Origin of the sequence: Pseudomonas sp. TYF_14 (assembly GCF_043105275.1) — a bacterium.
GTDB lineage: Bacteria > Pseudomonadota > Gammaproteobacteria > Pseudomonadales > Pseudomonadaceae > Aquipseudomonas > Aquipseudomonas alloputida.
On sequence record NZ_JBICLK010000046.1, the window covers coordinates 64,131 to 70,599 of the forward strand.

Here is a 6,469-nt window from a genome sequence, read left to right on the forward strand (position 1 = left end):
GTTTCGATGCGTGCGGCCGTACGTATTCTGGTGACCCTGTGTGTGGTGGCCCTGGCCGTGTTGGCCGGCTACCAGCTGTGGCAGTACTACATGCTCACCCCATGGACGCGTGATGCCCGTGTGCGCGCCGATGTGGTGGTGATTGCGCCTGATGTGTCCGGCTGGGTTCGCGAACTCAAGGTCCATGACAACCAGCAGGTCAAGGCTGGCGACTTGTTGATGAGTATTGACCGCGAGCGCTTCCAGGCCGCGCTCGATCAGGCCAGCGCGGTGACCGAGACACGCGCCCAGCAACTGCGCTTGCGCGAGCGTGAAGCAGCCCGGCGTACTGCCCTGGGGCCAGAGGCGATCAGTGCCGAGTTGCGTGAAAACGCCCAGATCAATGCCGCCATCGCGCGTGGCGAGCTGCATGAAGCCGAGGCGCAGTTGCAGGTGGCCAGGATCAACCTGGCGCGCAGTGAAGTGCGGGCCCCGCGCAGCGGGCATATCACCAATCTGCGTCTGGCCGAGGGCAATTATGTGAACACCGGGGAATCGGTGATGGCGCTGGTGGATGATTCGACGTTCTACATCCAGGCCTATTTCGAGGAAACCAAGTTGCCGCGCATTCGCGTTGGGGACACTGTGAAGGTGTGGCTGATGGGCACGGGTGAACCGATGCAGGGGCACGTGGAGAGCATCAGCCGCGGCATCACCGACCGCAACAGCAACCCGGACAGCCAGTTGCTGCCGGAGGTAGAGCCGACCTTCAACTGGGTGCGACTGGCCCAGCGCATACCGGTGAGGATTCGCCTGGATCAGGTGCCGGAAGGGCTGACCTTGAGTGCGGGGATGACGGCGAGTGTGCAAGTGCACGAGGACCGCGAGCCGCAGTGATGGTGCTGGCTTAACAGGCAGAAATGTAACGTTCGTGGCGAACGGTCCGCCAGTTGCGTTAGGCTGTCGCTGTGAGTTGCCCGACAGAGGCAACCCTTCTCCCGCCAGGCGTGCGTATCTTCCGATTTCATTGCGAGGTTACGTCATGGCCATCACTTCCCAGGATATCTGCAACGCCGCCGATCAGCTAAAGGGCTTTGTCGGCTTTCACGGCAAGCGCGGTGTTCATATCGTGCGTTTCTCCGAGGACGCGTTCGGCATGGACGTGGCCGACGCCAGTATCACCCCCTGCAGCGAGTTTGTCTGGCGGCCCGAGCAAGGGCAGCGCATGGCGTTGTGCCGCGAACGGCTGTCGCTTTTGCTGGATCAGCATGTGGATGACCGCTTGAACATTGGTGAACCGCTGCGCGCCTACCTTCGCCGCTGTGATCTGCCTGAAATCGTGGCGCAGCGCAGCCTGCAGCAGCGCACCCAGTCTGTTTAGGAGCAAGGCCGGGTCTACAAAGGCTGTGCAGTGTTTTGGGAGGGTTGGTGCAACAACGCCGTCAACCCGGCGCTGTCCAGGGGCTTGCTCAGGTAATAGCCTTGCACTTCATGGCAGCGGTCCTTTTCCAGCGACTTGAGTTGATGTTCGCTTTCCACGCCTTCGGCTGTCACTGTCAGCCCCATCGCCTCGCCCAGGTTGATGATGGCCTGGACCACAGCGCGGTCGCTGCCGCCGTTGTTGTTCAGGCCGCTGATGAAGCGCTTGTCGATCTTGATGCTGTCGAACGGGTAGGTACGCAGGTAGCCCAACGACGAATAGCCGGTGCCGAAATCATCCATGTTCAGGCGCACCCCTAGCTCCTTGAGCGACAGCATGGTGCCTAATGCGCCTTCGATATCGTTGAGCATCACGTTCTCGGTAATTTCCAGTTCCAGGCGTTGGGCGGGGAAGGCCGTGTCGAGCAAAGTTTCGCGCACGTCCGCTACCACATCGCTGCGCAAGAACTGGGCAGGCGACAGGTTGACTGAAACCAGCACGTCGGCCGGCCAGTCATGGGCAGTGCGGCAAGCTTCGCGAAGCACCCAGCGGCCCAGCGCAACAATGATGTCGCTCTGCTCGGCCAACGGGATGAAGGTGTCCGGCGCCAGCAACCCTTCCTGTGGATGCCGCCAGCGCACCAAGGCCTCGACCGCGACGATTCGCAGGTCGTCCAGGCGGTAGCGTGGCTGGTAATGCAACTCGAACTCCTCATTGCGCAGGGCCCTGCGCAGGTCGTTCTCCAGCTGGCGGCGGTACTGGATCTGCTGGTTCATTTCGGCAACGAAGTAGCGCCATGTGTTCTTTCCATCGGCCTTGGCCTGGTACAGGGCGATGTCGGCGCAGCGGATCAGCTCACCTGCATCGAAGCCCTGGTTGCGCGTCTGTGCAACGCCAATGCTGGCACCAATGTGCAGCGGCTGGTTTTCGAAGACGATGGGTTGCTGCAGCAGGCCGATCAGGCGCGCACAGAAGCGGTCGATCTCGCTGCTGTTGTCCATGCCGCTGAGTACCAGGATGAACTCGTCGCCGCCCAGACGCGCGACCAGGTCGCCATCGCGGGTGGTGTCGCGCAGGCGCGTTGCCACTTCTTGCAGCACGGCATCTCCGGCGGCATGACCGAGCGAGTCGTTGATCGGCTTGAAGTTGTCCAGGTCCAGCAGCAACAAGGTCAGCGGCGGCGAGTCACTGCCGCGCAACAAGGCCTGCTCCAGGTGCCGGGCGAGCTTGTTGCGGTTGGCCAGTCCGGTCAGTGGGTCGTGCAGCGAAAGGTGCTGAATGCGCGCGTGGGCGTCGACTTCGTCGGTGATATCGCTGGCGGTACCCCGGAAACCGATGGCCTTGCCATCGCGCCAGATTGCGCGGGCGGATATCCGGCAGTAGCGGTTCTGGCCATTCTGGTCGCGGTAAGTACAGCGCAGGTTGGCCAATTGCTGCGGCTCGGCTGCAGTCAGGGCGTCCAGCCAAGGTGACAGCGGCGTGGTATCGCAGGCCAGCAACTGGTTGAGCGGGTGGCCCAGCCAGCCGTCTACCGGGTAGCCGGTGACGTTGGCGAAGCGTTGCGACAGGTAGGTCAGGCGTTGTTGCCGGTCGGTTTCCCAGATCCAGTCGGATGCCGACTCGGCCACCGCCCGGAAACGCTGCTCGCTGGCCTCCAGGGCCTGGTTGCTTTGTTGCAGATGCACGAGCGTGAGGCCGATTGCCCGGGAGCTGCGCAAGGCATGGCGGAACAGGTACAGCATCACCAGCCCAAGTATCAGTAGTGCGCACAACAGTGCTGGCAACACTGCCCACAGCATCTGCTGCCCCGGCAGCGGGCTGTTCCAGGTCAGATGGTAGCCGGTGTCGCCCAGGTCGATGCGCAGGTGGTTGTGATCCTGCCTATCCTCCTTTTCCACGTGCATGCCGGTCAGGCCGGCGCCTTTGCCCAACTGCGCCAGTTTGCTTTCGGTGAGCTGGTCAATGAATAGCATGACCGGCGCCTGACTCACCTCGCTGTCGGTAACCTCCCGGTCCGGGCGCACGGCTGCTGCACTGAGTGCGGCCGGCCAGCCATTGAACAGCACGAAACGGGTGACCTGCTCGCGTGAAATCGCCGCCGCGCGGGCCTGTTCGATAATCGGCTGCAGGGGTGTGTCTATATAGCTGTCAGCGCCTGCCTGGCTGGGCTGGCCTTTGAACAAGGCATAGGTGGTGCGGCGGTTTTCCACTACGAACACCCCTTCGTAGCCGCTGGCGCTGTACAGCGACTCGCCTACGTTCTTTTCCTCGTAGGCCCATTGCCAGTCGGCTTGGCCCGACAGGTGCTCGAAGGCTGCATCCCATACGGCATAGCTGGACAGAAACTGGCGTGAGGCGAGCAGCCGTTGTTCCAGCGCCTGGGTCGCATGGAAGGCGCTACGCTCGCGCTCCTGTTGGTCGAGCGTGCGGGCGATATTGAACAGAGCGCCGAGAATGACCAGGCAAGCCAGGCCGAACACTGCGCTGAAACCGGCAATGAGGTGGCGTACCTGAAAGCGCGGTGTGGGGCTAGCGGGTGAAAGCTTGGCGGTCCTGGCCATGCGCGAGCGGCTCCTTCAGGCAACCTCCCGCCAGTCAGTCAGGAAGGAGGTTCAATCAGGATAGGCCAGCCTGAGCGTGGCAGCTTCACCGCGGGCAAAATTGACCTGATCGCGGCCAGCGTGCTTGGCGATGTACAGCGCCTTGTCTGCCTGTTCGAGCCAGTGCTCGGGGGACTCGAGGCTGGCCTGGAAGGGCGACAGGCCGATACTCAGGCTGATGCGCAGGTGCGGTAACTGTGGGTTGCGGTAGCTGGAAACCCGCTCGCGTAGACGCTCCATGGCTTGGCAGGCCTGGGCTTCGCTGGTTTCGGGCAGGATCACGCAGAACTCGTCGCCGCCGTAACGCCCGGCCTGGTCGCCCTCGCGCAAACTGCGCCGCAGCTCAGCACTGAGCTGGCGCAGTACACAGTCGCCGACCACATGGCCAAAGGTGTCGTTGATGGTCTTGAAGTGATCGATGTCGATCAGGGCAATCACCGCGTGCCCCTGTTGTTGCTTGCACGCCTGGAACTTGAGCTGCAGCAGGTCCTTCCAGGCACCGTGGTTGAACAGCCCGGTCAGGCTGTCGGTCAGGCTCAGGGCGCTCAGCCGGCGCTTGTGGTCGCCCAGCTTGATCGCAAGCTGGTAGCACACCCAGCCCAAGGCCAGCGGGTACAGCCCCAGCATTGGCAGGCACGCATAGACCTGCAGGGGCGTGGCGGTCAATTGCAAGCCAGGGCCGAGCAGCAGGATGGCGGCGAGTATGCCAGCCAGTTGCGCCAGCACCCCGCGAAAGACCATGCGCTTGCCGCCGGCGGCGACGTTGTTCATCGTCATCATCGCCAGCACGGTCACGCTGGGCAACGGGTTGAAGTGCATGGCGGCGGTCCAGAACCCGCCCATCAGGGAGTCCAGCAGGAGGTTGCGCTGTTCCGCCTGGTAAGGCGTTGTCGAGCGGGCAGCCCACAGGTAGGCCACGTGCGGCCACAGCAAACCATTGAACAGTACCAGCAGCCATGCCCAGGAGGGGGGTGACAGCGGCGCAATGGCCGCCATGACAGTGAACAGGCCGATTCCCAGGCCAATGACCCGCGGCAGGTAGATGCGCTTGACGAATGAAAGTCCTTTGCCGTTGCGGTTATCCATAGTGCTCACAGTTTTCTGTCGGTGTACCGTTCATCGCATAACACGCATGAATATTGTTGAACAGTGTGTCATTGGCGAGAAATGACCTTGCAAGCCAATTCACGGTTGATTCGATCACGGTGGGGCAGTTGATAACCAGGCTCAGGTACTACTGAGCACTCGCAGGCGGGGGCGGGGCAACCTGGACTCACCGCATGACGGGCAAACTGATGGGTAGCCCCTGGCCTGTGAGTGAGCAGGACCAGGGGCATGAACTCACCGTAGCGGCACGCTGAGTATCATTTGTGCTCATGTCTGCTGCGCGCGGACCGGGGCTGGTCTTCGTTCAGAAGCCGCGAGGGTGGTTTGCCACTGTCACTGCGCACTTGTGCATGGCTGATCAAGGCGAAGATGAAACTGCCACCGATGATGTTGCCCGCCAGCGTCGGCAGTGCAAATTCCAGCCAGAAGCGGCTCCAGGTTTCGTCGCCAGCCCACACCAGGTAGGACACTTCGACTGACCCCACCACTATATGAGTGAAATCGCCAAGGGCCATCAGGTAGGTGATCATCATAATGATCCAGATCTTGGCGTGCTCCATTGAAGGGATCATCCAGACCATGGTGGCAATCATCCAGCCTGAGACTATGCCCTTGGCGAACATCTGGCTGATGTCGTTCTTCATTACCTTGCGACCGACCTCCAGGAATGCCACATCGGTCTTGCTGTCGAATATCGGCAGTTCCAGCATCACCCAGGCTACCAGCAGGGTACCTGCCAGGTTGCCAAGCAACACCACGCCCCAGAGGCGTAGCAGGCGTCCGAAGTTGGCCAGCGTAGGGGCGGTCATGACGGGCAGCACCGCGGTGAGCGTATTTTCGGTGAACAGTTGCTGGCGGGCCAGGATCACTGCAAGAAAGCCCGCACTGTAGCCGATGCTGGCGACCACCTGGGCACCAGCGCCTTCTGGCAGGCGGGCGTAGAATAGCCCCATGGCCATCAACGACAGCCCCATGGACAGGCCGGCGGCAAGTGCCGACCACCACAACGCGGCAAGTGTACGTTCCAGCTCCTGGTCGCCCTGGTAGCGAATGATTTCGTGCAGCACTGCCGCCCGTGGCGGTTGGCTGTGGCTGACCTCCTGCTCTTCATCTGCAGAGAGGCCGGGGGTTTTCTCGCTTTGCCCATTGCTCATGGCCGCTACGCTCCGTGGTGTGTTTCTTTACAGATCCACGGCGCTTTCATTAGTTGCCGGTTAGCGGCAAAACGGTGATGGAAAAGTTTTTCAGAACAAGGTGTTGACTCTGATTTCAAAGCGCGTATTATTCGCCTCCTCGCAGCGATGAACGCTTCGGGGCAAGCGGTAAGTTGTTGAAGTTGTTAGCTTTCGAAAGAAAGTGGTAG

At 61.6% G+C, this 6,469-nt stretch carries 5 protein-coding genes; 2 read left to right on the top strand and 3 right to left on the bottom strand.

Annotated features, from left to right (window positions below):
* Nucleotides 1-6 precede the first annotated feature (6 nt).
* Together ACF8O8_RS13295 and ACF8O8_RS13300 are read left to right on the top strand one after the other, a co-directional pair.
* Nucleotides 7-876 carry an HlyD family secretion protein gene (locus tag ACF8O8_RS13295; RefSeq protein WP_010952309.1) on the top strand — a complete coding sequence of 290 codons (870 nt, stop codon included), beginning with the start codon at nucleotides 7-9 and terminating at the stop codon, nucleotides 874-876.
* A gap of 145 nt (nucleotides 877-1,021) precedes the next feature.
* Nucleotides 1,022-1,360, top strand: coding sequence for a DUF2025 family protein (locus ACF8O8_RS13300; RefSeq protein WP_020191710.1), 339 nt, complete (start codon nucleotides 1,022-1,024; stop codon nucleotides 1,358-1,360).
* 14 nt (nucleotides 1,361-1,374) lie between these two features.
* Here the strand turns inward: ACF8O8_RS13300 and ACF8O8_RS13305 are convergent, their stop codons facing one another.
* The 3 genes from ACF8O8_RS13305 to ACF8O8_RS13315 all read right to left on the bottom strand — a co-directional run bounded on the left by ACF8O8_RS13305 (nucleotide 1,375) and on the right by ACF8O8_RS13315 (nucleotide 6,260).
* Complete coding sequence (locus tag ACF8O8_RS13305; RefSeq protein WP_010952311.1) at nucleotides 1,375-3,960, bottom strand: EAL domain-containing protein; 2,586 nt, start codon at nucleotides 3,958-3,960, stop codon at nucleotides 1,375-1,377.
* A gap of 51 nt (nucleotides 3,961-4,011) precedes the next feature.
* On the bottom strand, nucleotides 4,012-5,085 hold the full coding sequence (locus ACF8O8_RS13310; protein ID WP_010952312.1) for a diguanylate cyclase: 1,074 nt from the start codon (nucleotides 5,083-5,085) through the stop codon (nucleotides 4,012-4,014).
* A 278-nt stretch (nucleotides 5,086-5,363) separates the two neighbouring features.
* Nucleotides 5,364-6,260 carry a formate/nitrite transporter family protein gene (locus ACF8O8_RS13315; protein WP_392509817.1) on the bottom strand — a complete coding sequence of 299 codons (897 nt, stop codon included), beginning with the start codon at nucleotides 6,258-6,260 and terminating at the stop codon, nucleotides 5,364-5,366.
* Between the last annotated feature and the right edge of the window lie 209 nt (nucleotides 6,261-6,469).

Excerpts from the sequence above, each read along its gene's own strand:
- ACF8O8_RS13295 (WP_010952309.1), top strand. The coding sequence starts at position 7 with ATGCGTGCGGCCGTACGTATTCTGGTGACCCTGTGTGTGGTGGCCCTG.
- ACF8O8_RS13310 (WP_010952312.1), bottom strand. The coding sequence starts at position 5,085 with ATGGATAACCGCAACGGCAAAGGACTTTCATTCGTCAAGCGCATCTAC.
- ACF8O8_RS13305 (WP_010952311.1), bottom strand. The coding sequence starts at position 3,960 with ATGGCCAGGACCGCCAAGCTTTCACCCGCTAGCCCCACACCGCGCTTT.
- ACF8O8_RS13315 (WP_392509817.1), bottom strand. The coding sequence starts at position 6,260 with ATGAGCAATGGGCAAAGCGAGAAAACCCCCGGCCTCTCTGCAGATGAA.
- ACF8O8_RS13300 (WP_020191710.1), top strand. The coding sequence starts at position 1,022 with ATGGCCATCACTTCCCAGGATATCTGCAACGCCGCCGATCAGCTAAAG.